This window comes from Pseudomonas fluorescens (genome assembly GCF_000968015.1).
In the GTDB taxonomy this organism is placed as follows: Bacteria; Pseudomonadota; Gammaproteobacteria; order Pseudomonadales; family Pseudomonadaceae; genus Aquipseudomonas; species Aquipseudomonas fluorescens_W.
This window is the reverse complement of sequence record NZ_LACH01000038.1, coordinates 42,364-59,934: the sequence shown is the minus strand read 5'-3', so window position 1 is coordinate 59,934 and position 17,571 is coordinate 42,364. Positions and strand designations below refer to the sequence as shown.

At 59.4% G+C, this 17,571-nt stretch carries 16 protein-coding genes and 1 pseudogene; 8 read left to right on the top strand and 9 right to left on the bottom strand.

Annotated elements, in window-relative coordinates:
* Positions 1–2: 2 nt before the first annotated feature.
* Both pncB and VD17_RS17765 read right to left on the bottom strand, forming a co-directional pair.
* Positions 3–1,238 (bottom strand): nicotinate phosphoribosyltransferase, encoded by a 1,236-nt coding sequence (gene pncB / locus VD17_RS17770; protein WP_046054916.1) that lies wholly within the window; start codon positions 1,236–1,238, stop codon positions 3–5.
* Positions 1,239–1,401: 163 nt separating this feature from the next.
* Positions 1,402–2,313 (bottom strand): LysR family transcriptional regulator, encoded by a 912-nt coding sequence (locus VD17_RS17765; protein WP_046054915.1) that lies wholly within the window; start codon positions 2,311–2,313, stop codon positions 1,402–1,404.
* Between the two features lie 174 nt (positions 2,314–2,487).
* Between VD17_RS17765 and amaB the strand changes: the two genes are divergently transcribed.
* From amaB to VD17_RS17725, 8 genes are all read left to right on the top strand, one after another.
* Complete coding sequence (gene amaB, locus VD17_RS17760; protein ID WP_008153370.1) at positions 2,488–3,978, top strand: L-piperidine-6-carboxylate dehydrogenase; 1,491 nt, start codon at positions 2,488–2,490, stop codon at positions 3,976–3,978.
* Between the two features lie 157 nt (positions 3,979–4,135).
* Positions 4,136–5,419, top strand: a complete 1,284-nt coding sequence (gene amaA, locus VD17_RS17755) for an L-pipecolate oxidase (protein ID WP_008153371.1) — start codon at positions 4,136–4,138, stop codon at positions 5,417–5,419.
* 364 nt (positions 5,420–5,783) lie between these two features.
* Positions 5,784–6,917, top strand: coding sequence for a branched-chain amino acid ABC transporter substrate-binding protein (locus tag VD17_RS17750; RefSeq protein ID WP_033055567.1), 1,134 nt, complete (start codon positions 5,784–5,786; stop codon positions 6,915–6,917).
* Positions 6,918–7,087: 170 nt separating this feature from the next.
* Positions 7,088–8,002, top strand: a complete 915-nt coding sequence (locus VD17_RS17745; RefSeq protein ID WP_017336280.1) for an ABC transporter permease subunit — start codon at positions 7,088–7,090, stop codon at positions 8,000–8,002.
* Between the two features lie 3 nt (positions 8,003–8,005).
* A complete protein-coding gene (gene livM, locus VD17_RS17740) occupies positions 8,006–9,289 on the top strand; it encodes a high-affinity branched-chain amino acid ABC transporter permease LivM (protein ID WP_046054914.1) in 1,284 nt (427 codons plus the stop codon).
* The gene (locus VD17_RS17735; protein WP_033055570.1) at positions 9,286–10,161 is read left to right on the top strand and encodes an ABC transporter ATP-binding protein; all 876 of its coding nucleotides are present in this window, start codon (positions 9,286–9,288) and stop codon (positions 10,159–10,161) included. Before livM ends, VD17_RS17735 begins: the two co-directional genes overlap by 4 nt.
* A complete protein-coding gene (locus VD17_RS17730; RefSeq protein WP_046054913.1) occupies positions 10,158–10,874 on the top strand; it encodes an ABC transporter ATP-binding protein in 717 nt (238 codons plus the stop codon). Before VD17_RS17735 ends, VD17_RS17730 begins: the two co-directional genes overlap by 4 nt.
* 840 nt (positions 10,875–11,714) lie before the next feature.
* Complete coding sequence (locus tag VD17_RS17725; RefSeq protein ID WP_046054912.1) at positions 11,715–12,482, top strand: SDR family oxidoreductase; 768 nt, start codon at positions 11,715–11,717, stop codon at positions 12,480–12,482.
* Between the two features lie 118 nt (positions 12,483–12,600).
* On the opposite strand, the gene VD17_RS17720 is transcribed toward VD17_RS17725, so the two are convergent.
* The 7 genes and pseudogenes from VD17_RS17720 to VD17_RS32640 all read right to left on the bottom strand — a co-directional run.
* The gene (locus VD17_RS17720; RefSeq protein ID WP_046054911.1) at positions 12,601–13,734 is read right to left on the bottom strand and encodes an AGE family epimerase/isomerase; all 1,134 of its coding nucleotides are present in this window, start codon (positions 13,732–13,734) and stop codon (positions 12,601–12,603) included.
* A gap of 167 nt (positions 13,735–13,901) precedes the next feature.
* Positions 13,902–14,474: a HupE/UreJ family protein gene (locus VD17_RS17715; RefSeq protein WP_046054910.1), complete on the bottom strand. Its 573-nt coding sequence runs from the start codon at positions 14,472–14,474 to the stop codon at positions 13,902–13,904.
* Positions 14,475–14,509: 35 nt separating this feature from the next.
* A complete protein-coding gene (ureG, locus tag VD17_RS17710; RefSeq protein ID WP_046054909.1) occupies positions 14,510–15,124 on the bottom strand; it encodes an urease accessory protein UreG in 615 nt (204 codons plus the stop codon).
* 22 nt (positions 15,125–15,146) lie between these two features.
* The gene (locus VD17_RS17705; RefSeq protein WP_046054908.1) at positions 15,147–15,821 is read right to left on the bottom strand and encodes an urease accessory protein UreF; all 675 of its coding nucleotides are present in this window, start codon (positions 15,819–15,821) and stop codon (positions 15,147–15,149) included.
* The gene (ureE, locus tag VD17_RS17700) at positions 15,818–16,318 is read right to left on the bottom strand and encodes an urease accessory protein UreE (RefSeq protein WP_046054907.1); all 501 of its coding nucleotides are present in this window, start codon (positions 16,316–16,318) and stop codon (positions 15,818–15,820) included. Before ureE ends, VD17_RS17705 begins: the two co-directional genes overlap by 4 nt.
* Positions 16,319–16,601: 283 nt before the next feature.
* Positions 16,602–17,234, bottom strand: a complete 633-nt coding sequence (locus VD17_RS17695) for a TetR family transcriptional regulator (protein WP_046054906.1) — start codon at positions 17,232–17,234, stop codon at positions 16,602–16,604.
* 156 nt (positions 17,235–17,390) lie between these two features.
* A pseudogene (locus VD17_RS32640) lies at positions 17,391–17,571 on the bottom strand (hypothetical protein); the annotation flags it as partial.

Here is a 17,571-nt window from a genome sequence, read left to right as displayed (position 1 = left end):
ATTCACTCCTTGCTAGATGTGCTTGATGTGCTGGAAAGGGCGGCAGGAACTTTGAAAACGTGTCGCAAATAGGCGACGAAATTCGGGTCTTTGCAGTGAGTCTTGCCAGGCTCATCGGAAATCTTTGCTACGGGCTGGCCGTTGCAGGCGGCCATTTTAAGCACGATGCTCATCGGTTCAACACCCGGAATATCGCACGTCAGATTGGTGCCGATGCCAAAGCTCACATTGATCCGACCGCGCAGCGCCCGAAAAATCTCCAGGGACTTGGGCAGCGTCAGACTGTCGGAGAACACCAGCGTCTTGCTCATCGGGTCGATGCCCAGCTTGTGATAGTGCGCAATGGCCTTTTCCGCCCAGAGCACCGGATCACCGGAATCGTGACGTAAACCGTCAAACAGCTTGGCGAAGTACAGGTCGAAATCGCTGAGAAAGGCATCCGTGGTGATGCAGTCGGTGAGGGCGATCCCCAACAGGCCACGGTACTCGCGGACCCAGCAATCGAGGGCGGCAATCTGACTGTCGATCAGCCGCGGGCCGAGTTGCTGATGGGCCATGATCCATTCGTGGGCCATGGTGCCCAACGGTTTCATGTCCAGCTCCCGTGAAAGGTGCACGTTGCTGGTGCCGACAAAACGACCGGGGAAATCGTGCTTGAGCACGTTCACCACTTCTTCCTGCACGCGGTATGAGAAGCGACGACGAGTACCGAAATCGGCTACCTGCAGTTCAGACAATTCGTCTGCGCTGGCATTGGCAGTCAACCAGTCGAACTTGCGATAGAGCTGTTCGCGCGCCTGTTCCAGGACGATCTCACGGTAGCGATAGCGGTTGCGCACTTCGCTGACGATGGACAGCAGCGGCACTTCGAACAGGATCACGTGCAGCCATGGCCCGCGCAGGCGGATGAACAGCTCGCCGTTTTCGATACCGGTGTAGACGTAGCGCAGGTTGAAGCGGAACAACCCGAGAAAGCGCAGGAAATCCGGCTTCATGAAGCTGATGCGCTCCATGAAACTCAACTGGTCGGCGCTCAGGCTCAACTCGGCGAGGCGTTCGATCTGGAAACGAATCTCCGCCAGGTATGGGCGCAAATCTTCACTGTTACGGCAACGAAACTCCCATTCGACTTCTACGTTCGGGTAGTTGTGCAGCACCGCCTGCATCATCGTCAGTTTGTAGAAGTCGGTGTCGAGCAGGTTCTGCACGATGCGATCGGCAAACACACTCTCGCTCATAACGGGGTTCTCCAGGCGTGCCGCGGCCCGTGGCAGCGACGTTGCAGCTGTTTCAATGAATGGGGCTAGTGGCGCATATCAGCAGTAAGGATTGCCAGCATTTTTTTAATCGCAGGAGATCCCTGTGGGAGCAAGCTCGCTCCCACAGGTATTGGGGACAACCCTAGATAGGGGACGTGTCCGGACTGTCGATCTGCTCCAGCATCCACTTCACAAAATCCCGCACCTTGGGCACTTCCGCCGAATGCTCCGGATACGCCAGGTAATAGGCATCGGTGCTGGGCATCGCGTGCTGCCAGGGTATGACCAGTTTGCCGTCGGCCAATTCCTCTTCCACCAAAAAGCGCGGCAACAGTGCTACACCGCAGCCGACCTGAGCTGCGCGGATGCACATGTAAAAGGTTTCGAAACGTGGGCCGTGGTAGCTGTGTTCGGTGTGGTAGCCCTGACTGTCGAACCAGTCGTGCCAGGCCTGGGGCCGGGAGGCGTTTTGCAGCAGGACCAGGTCGGTGAGTTGCGTAGGATCGGTGAACGGCGTGTCTGGCAGGCTGCCTGGTGCGCAGACCGGCACCAGCTCTTCGCCGAACAGCTTCAGGCATTCAGTGCCGGGGCGTGAGCCCTGGCCGAAGTAGAACGCCAGGTCGCTGCGACCTTGCAGCAGATCGTCGGCCTCCTGTTCGCTGCACAGGTCCAGATGGATCGAGGGATGGCGCAGACGCCAGCCTTTCAAGCGTGGCACTAGCCAGCGCGCGCCGAAGGTCGGAGGCGTCGAGACGCGCAGGACTTCGGTTTCACCGCCGTAGGAGCGCAGGTAGTGGGTCGACATCTCGACCTGCGTGAGGATTTTTCTTACCTCAACCAGGTACAAATCACCGGCCGGGGTCATTTGCAGGCGACGGCGTACCCGGCGGAACAACAGGTGCTGCAGCAACTCTTCGAGTTGCGCGACCTGTTTGCTGACAGCGCTCTGGGTCAGGTTCAGCTCTTCAGCCGCCCGGGTGAAGCTCAAATGCCGGGTCACGGCCTCAAAACACTGCAGCGCGGTGATCGACGGCAAGTAGCGTTTATTCAGCATTGGTTGTCCTTTTTCTTGTTTCTTTCTTACCAGCAATTCGCAGCATGAATAAACGGAATGATATCTCTCTTAAAGGTCGTTTGTTGGGTAACGTCGGGAGCGCTAAAACTACAGGCCTCACCAGCCGAATCAATCCGGCTGCACGTTTTCTGTTTTTCGCTTGAGGAGTAACCCATGGTTGCCGCATTGCTTGATCGTCTTGGTGTGAACCCGGCCCTGTACCAGAACGGCAAAGTGCCGGTGCATTCGCCGATCGATGGCAGCCAGATCGCCGCCGTGAACTGGGAAGGCGCGGCTGAAGTCGAGCAGCACATCAGTCGTGCAGATCATGCGTTCGAATTGTGGCGCAAGGTCCCGGCCCCGCGCCGTGGCGAACTGGTCCGCCAACTGGGCGACATCCTGCGTGAATACAAGGCCGACCTCGGCGAGCTGGTGTCCTGGGAAGCCGGCAAGATCACTCAGGAAGGTCTGGGTGAAGTTCAGGAAATGATCGACATCTGCGATTTCGCCGTCGGCCTGTCCCGTCAGCTGTACGGTTTGACCATCGCCTCCGAGCGTCCTGGCCACCACATGCGCGAAACCTGGCACCCGCTGGGCGTCGTCGGCGTCATCAGTGCATTCAACTTCCCGGTTGCGGTCTGGGCCTGGAACACCGCGCTGGCGCTGGTCTGCGGCAACCCGGTGATCTGGAAGCCATCGGAGAAAACCCCGCTGACCGCACTGGCCTGCCAGGCGCTGTTCGACCGCGTACTGAAGAACTTCAGCGACGCGCCGCCGCACCTGAGCCAAGTGATCATCGGCGGCCGCGATGCCGGCGAAGCTCTGGTCGATGACCCGCGTGTCGCGCTGATCAGCGCCACCGGCAGCACCCGCATGGGTCGCGAAGTGGCACCGAAAATCGCCGCACGTTTCGCTCGCAGCATTCTGGAACTGGGCGGCAACAACGCAATGATCCTGGGCCCAAGCGCCGACCTGGACATGGCCGTACGAGCCATCCTCTTCAGCGCCGTCGGCACTGCCGGTCAGCGTTGCACCACGTTGCGTCGCCTGATTGCCCATGAATCGGTGAAAGAAGAAATCGTCACCCGCCTGAAAGCCGCTTACTCCAAAGTGCGTATCGGCAATCCACTGGAAGGCAATCTGATTGGTCCGCTGATCGACAAGCACAGCTTCGAAAACATGCAGGATGCGCTTGAGCAGGCCTTGAGCGAAGGCGGCCGGGTGTTCGGTGGCAAGCGCCAACTGGAAGACAAATTCCCTAACGCTTATTACGTCTCGCCGGCCATCGTTGAAATGCCGGAGCAGAGCGATGTGGTTTGCCACGAAACCTTCGCGCCGATTCTGTACGTGGTCGGTTACAAGGATTTCGACGAAGCGCTGCGCCTGAACAACGCCGTGCCACAAGGCTTGTCGTCATGCATTTTCACCACTGACGTGCGTGAAGCCGAGCAGTTCATGTCGGCGGTGGGCAGTGATTGCGGTATCGCCAACGTCAACATCGGCCCGAGTGGCGCGGAAATCGGCGGTGCGTTTGGCGGTGAGAAAGAAACGGGTGGCGGTCGTGAATCCGGTTCCGATGCATGGCGCGGCTACATGCGCCGTCAGACCAACACCGTGAACTATTCGCTGGAATTGCCGTTGGCGCAGGGCATCACGTTCGACTAATACCTCAAGTCGAACAAAGATCCCCTGTAGGAGTGAGCCTGCTCGCGATAGCGATTTAACATTCAATATCTATGTTGACTGATAGACCGCAATCGCGAGCAGGCTCACTCCTACATTTTGAACTGTGTGTTGGTTAGGTTTCTGTTGGAGTCTGGCAATGCCGTTACGCGAAGAGTGTCTGTGGGAAAAACTGACGCCGCAAAGGCCTGACAACGCGGCGCTCAAGGGCGAGGTGACGGTGGATGTCTGCGTTATCGGCGCCGGTTTCACCGGTCTGTCGGCGGCGGTGCATCTGCTGGAAAAAGGCAAAAGCGTCTGTGTACTGGAAGCCCATCGCGCCGGTCATGGCGGATCGGGGCGCAACGTCGGGCTGGTCAATGCCGGGATGTGGATTCCACCGGACGAGATCGAAGCCGGTTTCGGCGAGGCGGTCGGCAGTCAGCTTAATCGCATGCTCGGTGCGGCACCGTCCCTGGTGTTCAGCCTGGTCGACAAATACAACATCGATTGCCAGCTTCGTCGCGAAGGCACGTTGCATATGGCGCACAACGCCCGTGGCGAAGCGGACTTGCGCAGTCGTGAAGAACAATGGAAACGTCGTGGCGCGCCGGTGGAACTGCTGACCGGTCAAGCCTGCGAACAAGCGACGGGTACCAAAAAGATCGCCGCCGCGTTGCTCGATCGACGTGCCGGCACGATCAACCCCATGGCTTACACGACGGGGCTGGCCAAAGCGGCCATCGGTCTCGGCGGTCAGTTGTTCGATCATTCTCCGGTGACCCGACTCGAACGTCAGGGCCAGCGCTGGTCGGTACAAACCGCTCAGGGTTCGGTGCTTGCCGAGCAAGTCGTGATTGCCTCTAACGCCTACACCGAAGGTGACTGGACGGAATTGCGGCGCAATTTCTTCCCCGGTTATTACTATCAGGTGGCCTCGGTCCCGCTGACCGAAGAGGCCGCGCAACAAATTCTCCCGGGTGGCCAGGGTTCCTGGGACACCCGCCAGGTCCTCAGCAGTGTTCGTCGGGATAAGGACGGCCGTCTGCTGCTCGGCAGTCTCGGTAATGGCAATCAGAAACCGACCTGGTTTCTCAAGGCCTGGGCCGACCGCGTTCAGCAGCACTATTTTCCTTATCTCAAACCGGTGGAATGGGAATGCACCTGGACCGGTTGCATCGCTTTCACCCCCGATCATTTGATGCGTTTGTTCGAACCGGCGCCCGGTTTAGTGGCAGTCACCGGTTACAACGGCCGGGGCGTCACTACTGGCACTGTTGTCGGCAAAGCCTTTGCCGATTATCTGTGTAACGGAAATCCTCAAGCGTTGCCGATTCCCTTTGCGCCTATGCAGCCATTGGCGGGTGTGGGATTGCGCAGCTGTCTGTACGAGGCCGGATTCTCGCTGTATCACGCAGGCCAGTGCCTGCGGATCGTTATTTGATTGTTGAAATTTGTTGCTGGAAGCGGCGCTTTTTCGCGCAGCGACTAGCCTGTAAAAGGTGCGGGTTGTAGCAGTTCCGCACCAGCAGTGTGCACTTCGGTGACGCACGTTGTTACAGGCTGGTTGCACGTCGTTTGGCGCCGCGGTTGCAATGATGGCGCATGCGGGTTGCGCCTTTAAAAATAAATGGTTTCACCTCCCGCGGTTTAGACGGTTGCACACCCAATGAAAATGGGATCAAAACAGTCGAAATAATAATAAAGCAGCGACTTTTTTCAGAATAAAAAACCGATGGCACGGCCCTTGCTCTGAGCATTCAGGAAGTCGCAGTGCCAACTAAAAAAAAACCTTGGAGCACCACCTCATGTCCCAGACGTTTTACAAGAAAGGCTTTCTGGCCCTCGCAGTGGCAACTGCGTTGGGTGTTTCTGCGTTTGCACAGGCTGATGTGAAAATCGGTGTGGCGGGACCGATGACAGGCGCCAACGCGGCATTTGGCGAGCAGTACATGAAGGGTGCACAGGCTGCGGCCGATGCGGTCAACGCAGCGGGCGGCGTAAACGGGGAAAAAATCGTACTGGTCAAAGGCGATGACGCCTGCGAACCGAAACAGGCTGTGACGGTCGCCAAGGACCTGACCAACCAGAAAGTCGCTGGCGTAGTCGGTCACTTCTGCTCATCCTCGACGATCCCGGCTTCGGAGATCTACGACGAAGCGGGCATCATCGCGATCACTCCAGGCTCCACCAACCCACAGGTTACCGAACGCGGCCTGGCTGCTATGTTCCGTATGTGCGGTCGTGACGACCAGCAAGGCATTGTGGCCGGCGACTACATCGTCGACGTGCTCAAAGGCAAGAAAGTCGTGGTCCTGCACGACAAAGACACCTACGGCCAAGGTCTGGCGGATGCCACCAAGGCGCAATTGGTCAAGCGCGGCGTAACGCCGGTGCTGTACGAAGGCCTGACCCGCGGCGAGAAAGACTTCAGCGCCGTGGTGACCAAGATCCGTGCGGCCGGTGCCGACGTGGTCTACTTCGGCGGCTTGCACCCGGAAGCCGGTCCACTGGTTCGCCAACTGCGTGAACAAGGCCTCAAAGACGTCAAGTTCATGTCCGATGACGGCATCGTGACCGATGAACTGGTGACCACCGCTGGTGGCCCGCAGAACGTTGACGGCGTGTACATGACCTTCGGCGCCGACCCGCGCCTGCTGCCAGACAGCAAGACGGTAGTGGATGAGTTCCGCAAAAAAGGCACCGAGCCTGAAGGCTACACCCTGTACGCCTACGCTTCGGTCCAGACCCTCGCAGCTGCCTTCAATGGCGCCAAGTCCAACAAGGGCGACGACGCTGCCAAATGGCTGAAAGCCAACAAGGTCCAAACCGTGATGGGCGAGAAGACCTGGGACGCCAAGGGCGACCTGAAAGTCTCCGACTACGTGGTTTACCAGTGGGACAAGGACGGCAAATACCACCAACTGGAAAAACAGAAGTGATATGAACTGCTGATGGCCCGGCGCCTTGTGCGCCGGGCCATCAATCAACATGTCCGTGCAGTACCTGTCTTTTCTCGTAGAGCTGCACACAACCGTGTTGCGTCGGTGGCTGAACCCCGGTCCGTCGTACACGGCTTCTGTGCAGTCTCTCAAATGCGTGAGATTGCGTTATGGATGGTATTTTCCTGCAGCAACTGGTCAACGGCCTGACCCTCGGGTCGGTCTATGGCCTGATCGCCATCGGCTACACAATGGTCTATGGCATCATCGGCATGATCAACTTCGCCCACGGCGAGGTTTACATGATTTCCGCTTACCTCGCGGCAATCAGTCTGGCTCTGCTGGCTTACTTCGGTATTGAATCCTTCCCTCTGCTGATGCTCGGCACACTGGTCTTCACCATCATCGTCACGGCGGTGTATGGCTGGGTCATCGAGCGCGTCGCCTACAAACCGTTGCGCAACTCCACACGACTGGCACCGCTGATCAGCGCCATCGGTATTTCCCTGATCCTGCAAAACTATGCACAGATCGCCCAGGGTGCCCGCCAACAAGGTGTACCCACACTGCTGACCGGTGCATGGCGAGTTGAAGTCGGGAGCGGCTTCGTTCAGCTCACCTACACCAAGATCTTCATTCTGATCGCCGCATTTGCCGGGATGGCCCTGCTGACCTACGTCATCAAGTACACCAAGCTCGGCCGCATGTGCCGTGCCACCCAGCAAGACCGCAAGATGGCTTCGATCCTGGGGATCAACACCGACCGCGTGATTTCCTATGTGTTCATCATCGGTGCAGCGATGGCGGCCCTGGCCGGCGTGCTGATCACCATGAACTACGGCACGTTCGACTTTTACGCAGGCTTCGTCATCGGGATCAAAGCGTTCACCGCCGCGGTACTCGGCGGGATCGGTTCGCTGCCTGGGGCCATGCTTGGCGGGATTATTCTGGGGATCTCCGAATCACTGTTCTCAGGTCTGGTGAACTCGGACTACAAAGACGTTTTCAGCTTCTCGCTGCTCGTTCTTGTTCTGGTCTTTCGGCCTCAAGGCCTGCTCGGCCGTCCTCTTGTGTCGAAGGTGTAAGCGATGTCTTCAACCACTAAAAAAACCATTGATCTCAAAAGAAGCCTGGTTGACGCGATTCTTGCCGGCCTGGTAGCCCTGATTGTGTTTGGCCCGATTGTCGGCGTGGTCCTCGACGGCTACGGCTTCAACCTGGAAACGACCCGGGTGGCGTGGATTGTCGCCATCGTCATGGCCGGCCGCTTTGCCTTGAGCCTGTTCCTGCAAACCCCCAAGGGCCTGAGAATTCTCGAAGGCTTTGAAAGCACCGGCTCCGGGGTTCATGTACTGCCGCCGGACTACAAAAGCCGGTTGCGCTGGATCATTCCGGTGTTGATTGTCGTTGCCGTGGTGTTCCCGTTTTTCTCCAACTCCTACTTGCTGGGCGTGGTCATCCTCGGGCTGATCTACGTACTGCTGGGCCTGGGGCTGAACATCGTGGTCGGCCTGGCCGGTCTGCTCGACCTGGGTTACGTGGCGTTCTACGCCATCGGTGCCTACGGCTTGGCGCTCGGTTACCAATATCTCGGTCTGGGCTTCTGGACGGTACTGCCGCTGGCGGCGATCACCGCCGGCCTGGCCGGTTGCATCCTCGGTTTCCCGGTACTGCGCCTGCACGGTGACTACCTGGCGATCGTGACCCTGGGCTTCGGTGAGATCATCCGGTTGATCCTCAATAACTGGCTGTCCCTGACCGGCGGCCCGAATGGCATGGCCGCTCCGTTGCCAACCTTCTTCGGCATCGAGTTCGGCAAGCGGGCGAAAGAGGGCGGGGTGCCGTTCCACGAGTTCTTTGGCATCGCCTACAACCCGGACGTGAAGTACTACTTCATCTACACGGTGTTGTTCCTGGTGGTATTGGCCGTATTGCACATCAAGCACCGCTTGACCCGCATGCCGGTCGGTCGCGCCTGGGAAGCCTTGCGTGAAGACGAAATCGCTTGCCGCTCCATGGGCCTGAACCACGTACTGGTCAAGCTCTCGGCGTTCACCATCGGTGCATCGACGGCCGGTCTGGCCGGCGTGTTCTTCGCCACCTACCAGGGCTTCGTCAACCCGACCTCGTTCACCTTCTTCGAATCGGCCTTGATCCTTGCCATCGTGGTACTCGGTGGCATGGGCTCGACCATCGGCGTGGTGATTGCGGCCTTCGTGCTGACCGTCGCCCCGGAACTGCTGCGGGGCTTCGCGGAATATCGCGTGCTGCTGTTCGGTATCCTGATGGTGTTGATGATGATCTGGCGACCGCGCGGCCTGATTCGGATCAGTCGTACCGGTGTGACCCCGCGTAAAGGAGTAGCGCCATGAGCGAAGTCGTACTCTCGGTCGAGAAGCTGATGATGCACTTCGGCGGCATCAAGGCGTTGAACGATGTCAGCCTGAAGGTCAAACGCAACTCGATCTTCGCCCTGATCGGCCCCAATGGCGCCGGCAAGACCACCGTGTTCAACTGCCTGACTGGGTTCTACAAGGCCTCGGGCGGCAAGATTGAACTCAACGTGCGTGGCGAGCGCACCGATGTCATCAAAATGCTGGGCGAACCGTTCAAGGCGACAGATTTTGTATCGCCAAAAAACTTCATCAGCCGGCTGCATTACAAGATGTTCGGCGGCACTCACCTGGTGAACCGTGCCGGCCTGGCGCGGACGTTCCAGAACATTCGCCTGTTCAAGGAAATGTCGGTGCTGGAAAACCTGCTGGTGGCCCAACACATGTGGGTCAACCGCAGCATGCTGGCCGGGATCCTCAACACCAAGGGTTATCGCAAAGCCGAAAGCGATGCGCTGGACCACGCGTTCTACTGGCTGGAAGTGGTGGACCTGGTGGACTGCGCCAACCGTCTGGCCGGTGAGCTGTCCTACGGCCAGCAACGCCGTCTGGAAATTGCCCGGGCCATGTGCACCCGGCCGCAGATCATCTGCCTCGACGAACCGGCCGCTGGCCTCAACCCTCAGGAAACCGAAGCGCTGAGCGCGATGATCCGGCTGCTGCGCGACGAGCACGATCTGACCGTGGTGCTGATCGAACACGACATGGGCATGGTAATGAGCATTTCCGACCATATTGTGGTGCTGGACCACGGCATCGTCATCGCCGAGGGCGGCCCCGAGGCCATCCGACACGATCCGAAAGTGATTGCGGCCTACCTGGGCGCCGATGAAGAGGAAGTGGTGCTATGAGCAAACCCATCCTCGAACTGAAGGAGCTGGATGTTTTCTACGGGCCGATCCAGGCCCTGAAGAAAGTCTCGCTACACATCAATGAAGGTGAAACGGTCAGTCTGATCGGCTCCAACGGCGCCGGTAAATCGACCTTGCTGATGTCGATTTTCGGTCAGCCGCGAGCGGCGGACGGGGAGATCATCTATCAGGGGGTGGATATCACCCACAAGTCATCCCACTACATCGCCTCCAACGGTATCGCTCAATCGCCGGAAGGGCGGCGGGTGTTCCCCGACATGACCGTCGAGGAAAACCTGCTGATGGGCACCATTCCTATCGGTGACAAGTACGCCAAGGAAGACATGCAACGCATGTTCGAGTTGTTCCCGCGACTCGAAGAGCGGCGGACCCAGCGGGCGATGACCATGTCCGGCGGCGAGCAGCAAATGCTCGCCATCGCGCGTGCGCTGATGAGCCGGCCGAAACTGCTGTTGCTGGACGAGCCGAGCCTGGGTCTGGCGCCGATTGTGGTGAAACAGATCTTCGCGACGCTGCGGGAACTGGCCAAAACCGGCATGACGATCTTCCTGGTGGAGCAGAACGCCAACCACGCCCTCAAACTGTCGGACAGGGCGTACGTGATGGTCAATGGCGAGATCCGCATCACAGGCACTGGCAAGGAGCTGCTGGTTAACGAGGAAGTGCGTAACGCCTATCTCGGCGGTCACTGAGTCTGCGCTGCAACAACAAGCCCCGACGAGCAATCGCCGGGGCTTTTTTACACCTCCAATTCATCACAAATCCCTGTAGGAGTGAGCCTGCTCGCGATAGCGGTGGATCAGTAAAAAGCTTGTCGACTGACCCACCGCTATCGCGAGCAAGCTCGCTCCCACAGGTGACTGTGGTGTGCTTTCGGCAAATTGTGGAAAACAAATTTACCAAGCTCTTAAAGCGCGACATAAAGCCGCTGCAAATAGTTGTTTTGTCACGGTTTTGACTTGTCCCCGTTTGCTGTGGAGCTGGCTGTGAATAACGTGGGAGTAGCTGGCTGAAGGCCTTTGAAAACGTGGCTTGCAGAGTTGTGGTCGTTTTTTGATCAGGCGTTTTTGCGGGACCGCGAGCGGGCTTTGTCAACCTTTTTGTTGGTGACGAAAACGGACCGAAATGGAGCGGGGCTGCCTGTGGATAAGTCTGTGGTTAAACTCTGGAAAGACTCGGCTGAAGGCCGTAGTTGCTGGCTTGGCGCCATCGTCGGTATGACCGGTCAATCGTGCAAAATGCCATGGGCTACACAGCTGGCGTTCCAGGGTCAAGCAAAAAAATTTCCAATTTGCCCGCAAAGCCTTGTGCACAGCGGCTTACAGCTTTTCCACTTGCCCCCGGAAACTGTGGACCGGCCTGTGGATAAGGTGCGCGCACATGGCTGAAAGCCACGGCAGGTAAGGCGCGGCAGCGTTTGATCGTTTTTTGTACAGCTCGTGCGGTAGTTGCCGCTGCGGACAAGGCCGGGCATGCTGGCTGCTGATTTTCTATTCCAGTGGCTGCCGATCAGCCGAAGCAAGGAGAACACGATGTCCAACACCCTGTTTATTACCGGCGCGACCTCCGGTTTTGGTGAAGCCTGCGCCCGTCGTTTTGCCGAAGCCGGCTGGAAACTGGTGCTGACCGGCCGTCGTGAAGAGCGCCTCAATGCGCTGTGCGCCGAGTTGTCGAAGCAGACCGAGGTCCATGGCCTGGTGCTCGACGTGCGTGATCGCAAGGCCATGGAGGAGGCGATTGCCAACCTGCCACCGTCCTTCGCCAAACTGCGCGGGCTGATCAACAACGCCGGGCTGGCCCTGGGTGTTGACCCGGCGCCCAAGTGCGACCTCGACGATTGGGACACCATGGTCGACACCAACATCAAAGGCCTGATGTATAGCACTCGTCTGTTGTTGCCCCGCCTGATCGCTCACGGCCGCTGCGCGGGCATCGTCAACCTCGGCTCCATCGCCGGCAACTACCCGTACCCGGGCAGCCATGTGTATGGCGCGAGCAAAGCGTTCGTCAAACAGTTCTCCCTGAACCTGCGCTGCGACCTGCAAGGTACAGGTGTGCGGGTCAGCAATATCGAGCCGGGCCTGTGCGAAAGCGAGTTCTCACTGGTGCGTTTCGCCGGTGACCAGGAGCGTTACAACGCGACCTACGCCGGTGCCGAGCCGATCCAGCCGCAAGACATCGCCGACACCATTTTCTGGGTGCTCAATGCCCCGGCGCACATCAACATCAACAGCCTGGAGCTGATGCCGGTGAGTCAGACGTGGAGCGGGTTTGCGATTGAGCGTAATGCGAAGGCTTAAGACCGCGTAACGGCCCATCGCGAGCAAGCTCGCTCCCACAGGGTTTGTGTTGAATCGCCATTTCGCGAACGACACAAACCCTGTGGGAGCGAGCCTGCTCGCGATGGCAATTTTTCAGTCAGAGAAGATACTCGATCAGTCCGCGATAGCAGGTCGCCAAGTGATACGGCGTGGTCGACGGCATGTCCCGACGGGTCACATCACCGTTCTCGTCCCGGCACTCATACCAGCCACCCGCATGCAGAAAGCGCTGCTGCAACGCCTGCAATTGGTGCAGCACCAGCGCCTCGCTGTCTGGCCGCAAGGTCAGGGCGCGCAGGTATTCAGCCTGAGCCCAGATTCGCTGAGTAGCGTCCCGAGGTGGGCCGTTCGGCTGCAGGTCGAGCATGGCCCGCACGGCGCCCGTCTGTTGATCGACACCCAGTTGTTCGGTGAACGCAAAGGCGCGTTCCAGAGAGTCGTGGAGTGTCGAACCGCGCAGCAACGAAGACGATTCCAACAGGAAATACCACTCGAACTGATGCCCAGGTTCAAACCAGTTATCCACAGCGCCCAGCGGTTTCTCCATCAACACACAATGTTGCGGGTCGATAAAACGCTTCTGCATCGCTGTGCATAACTCGATGAGCGCGTCTTGCACTGCGACGTCTTTGCGCACTGACAGCGTGGCGAGGAAGGCTTCGGCCAAGTGCATCAGGGGATTTTGCAGCGGCCCGGACTCGAGCGAGGACCAGTCACGGTCGAGGCTGGCTTCGTACAGGCCATCGCCCGTGGCAAAGCGCTGCGCGACCACTTCCAGTACGGCGTTGAGCACCGATTCCACCAGCGGCTCGCGGACTTTGTCCCAGTAATGGGCGCAGGCGAACAGGATGAAGGCGTGGGTGTAGAGGTCTTTACGCTGATCCAGGGGCGCGCCCTGTGGGTCGACGCTGTAGAACCAGCCGCCATGTTCGGCATCGTGAAAATGCTGCTGCAGGGCGCGGAACAGCGCTGCGGCGCGCTCTTCGGCGGCCGGTACCTGGCCGATCAGGCTGGAAAACAGGTAAAGCTGCCGTGCGCAGGCCATGGCCCGGTAGCGTTGGGGCGGCAGCGGTTGGTGCTCGGCGTCCAGCGCCTCATAGGGCAGCGCCATGTCGGCATTCCAGCCGGGGCCTTGCCAGAGCGGCACGATCACGTCCTGGAAGTGCTGTTGCACCGAGGCAAACAGAGCGGTCAATTCAGGCTGGGAGGCGGAGCGGGAAACTGGCGGCATTGGCTGGCGTCGTCACGGCAGGGTTGATTGCGCGACATGTTAGCAGGCCTGAGAGAAGCGGTGTCTGTCAGGCCGCCTTCGCGAGCAGGCTCGGCTCCCACAGGAGTACGCATTCCACTGTGGGAGCGAGCCTGCTCGCGATGAGGGCATCACAGGCGATAAAGAAATCAGCCCGCCAACAACCACACGCCAGTCGCCGCCGACGCTGCACCCGCCAGTCGAACCAACGGCGCCGCCGCTTGCGGCAACACCCGCACCACGGCGTAACCCAACCCATGCAACGCAGCTGTCGCCGCCACAAAACCTGCGGCATACGCCCAAGGGCTAGACATGTCCGGCAACTCCAAGCCATGGGCCACCCCGTGGAACAACGCAAACAACGCGGTTGCCGCAACGGCGAGGCTCAACGGCGGACGCACGGCCAATGCCACCGCCAGACCCAGCGCCAGTACCGACGCCGCAATCCCGCTCTCCAGCGCCGGCAGGTTCAGCCCTTCAAACCCCAGCAACCCGCCGATCAGCATGACGCCGACGAATGTGCATGGCAGCGCCCAGCGTGCAGCGCCTTTCTGTTGTGCCGCCCACAAACCCACCGCAACCATCGCCAACAAGTGATCGAGTCCACCGATCGGGTGGCTGATGCCGGCGATCAAACCGTTGTCGCCATGCCCCGGATGGGCGAAGGCGATGGCCGGGGTCAGCAGCAGGGCCATGGCGCCCAGAATGCGTTTTAGTGTCATGGATAAGCTTCCTTGTTGATAAAAGGTGATCGGGTTCACGCCGCTGTCAGCAGGCCCTGGCGTTCGATGAAGGCGATGATCTCTTCCAGGCCGAGGCCGGTTTTCTGGTTGCTGAAAACGAACGGCTTGCCGTTGCGCATTCGCTGGGTGTCACTGTCCATCAACTCCAGCGACGCACCCACTAATGGCGCGAGGTCGACTTTGTTAATCACCAGCAAGTCGGATTTGCAGATCCCTGGCCCACCCTTGCGCGGCAGCTTGTCGCCGGCCGAGACGTCGATCACGTAAATGGTCAGGTCGGACAACTCTGGGCTGAAGGTGGCGGACAGATTGTCACCGCCGGATTCCACAAGGATCAGGTCCAGCCCTGGAAAGCGGCGGTTCAGTTGGTCCACGGCTTCGAGGTTGATCGAGGCGTCTTCGCGGATCGCCGTGTGCGGGCAACCGCCGGTTTCCACGCCGATGATCCTCTCAGGCGCCAGGGCTTCGTTGCGCACCAGAAAGTCGGCGTCTTCACGGGTGTAGATATCGTTGGTGACCACCGCCAGGTTGTAGCGATCGCGCAGCGCCAGGCACAGGGCTAAAGTCAAAGCGGTTTTGCCGGAACCGACCGGGCCGCCGATGCCGACGCGCAGAGGTTGTGTGTTCATTTGATTCTCCAAAATAAAGGCCCTAGGAACGGAACAGACGGCTGTACTGGCGCTCATGGGCCATGCACGCCAGGGACAGGCCGAAAGCAGCGCTGCCATAGTGTTCGGGGGTGATTCGGGTGGCGTTCTGCTGAGCCTCTTGCAGCAGCGGCAGCAGTTCGCTGGTCAGGCGTTGCGCGGCTTGCTGGCCCAGCGGCAGGGTTTTCATCAGCACCGCCAATTGGTTTTCCAGCCAACTCCAGAGCCACGCCGCCAGTGCGTCCTGCGGGCTGATACTCCAGGCGCGAGCGGCCAATGCCCAGCCGAGGGCCAGGTGCGGCTCGGGACGTTGCTCAAGAAAGGCGCGGGCCGATGCATCCAGCTCAGGCAAACCGTTGAGCAGTTGCTGCAACGAATAACCCATCTGCCGACTTTCCTGATGCAGCTCACGGGTTTCCCGGCTGGCGCGATGTTCTTCGCAGCGTTGCAGTAACTCGCCCCAGTTTTCATCAGCGGCGGCCACGCAATGGGCGAGCAGCAGCGGCGCTTCGAAACGCGCCAGGTTCAGCAGCAACTGATCACTGATCCAGCGCCGGGCACTATTGGAGTCGTTGACGCGGCCGTTATCCACAGCCATTTCCAGACCTTGGGAATAGCTGTAGCCGCCAATCGGCAACTGCGGACTGGCCAGGCGCAGCAGCGCCCAGGCTGGGTTCATAGCCGCACGCCGAATTGGTGCAGTTTCGGCGGGTAGTTGAAGTCTTCGTCGCCGTGGCGCGAATGGTGGTGGCCGCCACCGTAGGCGCCGTGTTCCGGCTGGAACGGTGCTTCGATGTTCTGGACCTTGGCATCAAGCTGTTCGAGCATGGCCTTGAGTACGTAGTCGTCGAGCAGGCGCAACCAGCCATCACCGACTTGCAGGGCAACGTGGCGGTTGCCGAGGTGATAGGCCGCGCGAGTCAGTTCGAAAGCATTGGCGCAGGTGACGTGCAGCAGTTGTTCGGCCCGGGCGCAGACGCGGACGATGCGTCCGTCTTCGGCTTGCAGGCACTCGCCGTCGTACAGCGGTGGCTGACCGCGCTCCAAAAACAGCCCGACGTCTTCACCCTCGGCACTGAAACAGCGCAAACGGCTTTTGCTCCGGGCTTCGAAGGTCAGGTGCAACTCGGCGGCCCAGACGGGTTGGGGGTCGATTCTGCGATGAATCACCAGCATCGGAAGGCTTCCAGCAATGGACAATGCTTAGGCTAGAGCAAGGGGCTTGCCAATCGGGTGATGCGTAGGAAATGCCTGTCGGAGCTTGGTGGGTATTTCTGGATGTAGCAGAATTTTGAGCGGGAGTGGTGCGTGGATGTTTGAGCTGCACCGAATTGATGCGTTGATTGGTTTTTTGTGGGAGCGAGCTTGGTCCGGGCGGCGTTCCGACGATGGCGGTGTATCAGTCGCATGAAGTGTTGATTGCACTGACGCTATCGCGAGCAAGCTCGCTCCCACAGGGTTACTCGGTGCTGCCGAGGCCTTGCCAATGCTTCAGGCCGATAAAGATAAAGCGCAGTTGCTGGGTGATCTTTGCTTGAGGCGTCAGATGCTCAGGCAGCGCCTCGGCCGGCGGATCAATGATGTCCGGCAAGGTCGCGAACACGCTTTTAACAATCAGGTCAGCCATGACGCTCAAGCCAGCGATGTCCAGGTGTTGCAGTTTCGGCATCAAGGACAAGTCGGCCGCCAGGTCCGAACTGATGTCTTCGCGCAAGCGGCCAATAGCCTGGCGCACGGGCAACGAACCGCCGTACTGCTCGCGAGCGAGAAACAGGAACTGCGAGCGATTGGCCGTGACCACGTCGAGAAAGATCCGCACCGAGGCGTCAATGATGCCGCCCATGACGAACTCGTTGTGGCGCACCAGGCGAATGGTTTCGCGGAAGGTCTGACCGACTTCACTCACCAGTACCAGACCCAGTTCATCCATGTCCGCGAAATGCCGGTAGAAACCGGTGGGCACGATCCCGGCGGTTCTGGCGACTTCGCGCAGGCTCAGGCTGCCGAATCCTCGGCCGCATTCCATCAAGTGGCGGGCAGCGTCCATCAGGGCGTTGCGGGTCTGTTGTTTCTGTTCGGCGCGGGGCAGCATCGCAAGGGTGTTTTCTGGATAAGACAGCGGCGCACTCTAGCAAATCGGCTTTGCCGGCGTCGAACGACTATCGGGGAATCAAGCGGGGAAGTGAGGCATCTATAACGTCAAAAGCCCAATCCGGGGATTGGGCTTTTTTTCAGGGCCGCCATAGGCTTAGCTCAAAGCGCTGTTGCGTTCGATGACACGGTCACCACCACCTTCAGCCAGGGTTTGGCCTTGTGGGGTACGGTCGGAACCGTCAGCAGCCAGGGTTTGGCCTTGTGGAGTGCGGTCGGAACCGTCAGCAGCCAGGGTTTGACCTTGTGGGGTGCGATCGGAACCGTCAGCAGCCAGG

Bases quoted from the DNA above. Each gene is read 5' to 3' on its own strand.
- pncB (WP_046054916.1), bottom strand. From the start codon at position 1,238: ATGAGCGAGAGTGTGTTTGCCGATCGCATCGTGCAGAACCTGCTCGAC.
- VD17_RS17765 (WP_046054915.1), bottom strand. From the start codon at position 2,313: ATGCTGAATAAACGCTACTTGCCGTCGATCACCGCGCTGCAGTGTTTT.
- amaB (WP_008153370.1), top strand. From the start codon at position 2,488: ATGGTTGCCGCATTGCTTGATCGTCTTGGTGTGAACCCGGCCCTGTAC.
- amaA (WP_008153371.1), top strand. From the start codon at position 4,136: ATGCCGTTACGCGAAGAGTGTCTGTGGGAAAAACTGACGCCGCAAAGG.
- VD17_RS17750 (WP_033055567.1), top strand. From the start codon at position 5,784: ATGTCCCAGACGTTTTACAAGAAAGGCTTTCTGGCCCTCGCAGTGGCA.
- VD17_RS17745 (WP_017336280.1), top strand. From the start codon at position 7,088: ATGGATGGTATTTTCCTGCAGCAACTGGTCAACGGCCTGACCCTCGGG.
- livM (WP_046054914.1), top strand. From the start codon at position 8,006: ATGTCTTCAACCACTAAAAAAACCATTGATCTCAAAAGAAGCCTGGTT.
- VD17_RS17735 (WP_033055570.1), top strand. From the start codon at position 9,286: ATGAGCGAAGTCGTACTCTCGGTCGAGAAGCTGATGATGCACTTCGGC.
- VD17_RS17730 (WP_046054913.1), top strand. From the start codon at position 10,158: ATGAGCAAACCCATCCTCGAACTGAAGGAGCTGGATGTTTTCTACGGG.
- VD17_RS17725 (WP_046054912.1), top strand. From the start codon at position 11,715: ATGTCCAACACCCTGTTTATTACCGGCGCGACCTCCGGTTTTGGTGAA.
- VD17_RS17720 (WP_046054911.1), bottom strand. From the start codon at position 13,734: ATGCCGCCAGTTTCCCGCTCCGCCTCCCAGCCTGAATTGACCGCTCTG.
- VD17_RS17715 (WP_046054910.1), bottom strand. From the start codon at position 14,474: ATGACACTAAAACGCATTCTGGGCGCCATGGCCCTGCTGCTGACCCCG.
- ureG (WP_046054909.1), bottom strand. From the start codon at position 15,124: ATGAACACACAACCTCTGCGCGTCGGCATCGGCGGCCCGGTCGGTTCC.
- VD17_RS17705 (WP_046054908.1), bottom strand. From the start codon at position 15,821: ATGAACCCAGCCTGGGCGCTGCTGCGCCTGGCCAGTCCGCAGTTGCCG.
- ureE (WP_046054907.1), bottom strand. From the start codon at position 16,318: ATGCTGGTGATTCATCGCAGAATCGACCCCCAACCCGTCTGGGCCGCC.
- VD17_RS17695 (WP_046054906.1), bottom strand. From the start codon at position 17,234: ATGCTGCCCCGCGCCGAACAGAAACAACAGACCCGCAACGCCCTGATG.